Raw genomic sequence first — 874 nt, forward strand, 5'->3', positions numbered from 1 at the left:
AGAGGATGTCTCACGTGGCGCTTCGGGTGCGGCATGATGCTGCACTGTGAGGGTTGATCTGTCGCGCCGGCTTGTGCCGGACGAACTGTGGGAGCTGGCTGCTCCGTTGATTCCGGGTTTCACATGCCGTCCGCAGGGCGGGGGCACTGCTCCGGTGGATGAGCGGGCGGTGTTCACGGCCGTGGTCTACGTGTTGACCAGTGGGTGCGCGTGGCGGTTTCTGCCGGAGTCGTTCGGTGTTTCGCCGGCCACCGCGCACCGCCGGTTCACCGCGTGGAGCGAGGCGGGGCTGTGGCGGCGGCTGCACCGGGCGATGCTGGACGAACTCGGTGCCAGAGGCGAGCTGGACTGGACGTCCGCGATCGTCGATGCCGCGTCGGTGCGGGCGAAAAGGGGGGCTCGCTGACCGGGCCGAATCCGGTCGATCGCGGCAAGAAGGGCAGCAAACTGCACGTGCTGTCCGAGGCCCAGGGCCTGCCCCTGGCCGTCGCGGTGTCGGCTGCGAACCTGCACGACAGCCAGGCGCTCAAGCCGCTGGTCCTCGGCATCCCCGCCGTCCGCTCCCGGCGTGGACCGCGACGGAGAAAGCCGCTGAAGGTCCGCGCGGACAAGGCGTACTACTCCGCGGAGCACCTCCGGTGGCTGCGCAGCCGACACCTCGTCCCGCGGATCGCCCGTCCCGGGATCGAGTCCGGCGAACGGCTCGGCCGGCACCGCTGGAAGATCGAACGGTCGATCGCCTGACTCTTCGGCTACCGCCGCCTCACCGTCCGGTACGAACACAAAGGCAGCCACTTCCTCGCCTTTCTCGGCCTCGCAGCCGCCCTGACCTGCTACAAGAGACTCGCGAAGCTCACCACGTGAGACATCCTCT

Annotated in this window: 1 pseudogene; it reads left to right on the forward strand. The window is 68.8% G+C overall.

From position 1 onward, the window contains the following. Positions 1–46 precede the first annotated feature (46 nt). A pseudogene (locus tag KUM39_RS27930) lies at positions 47–864 on the forward strand (IS5 family transposase). Positions 865–874: the final 10 nt, after the last annotated feature.

Source organism: Streptomyces corallincola, from assembly GCF_019104725.1.
Lineage (GTDB): Bacteria > Actinomycetota > Actinomycetes > Streptomycetales > Streptomycetaceae > Streptomyces > Streptomyces corallincola.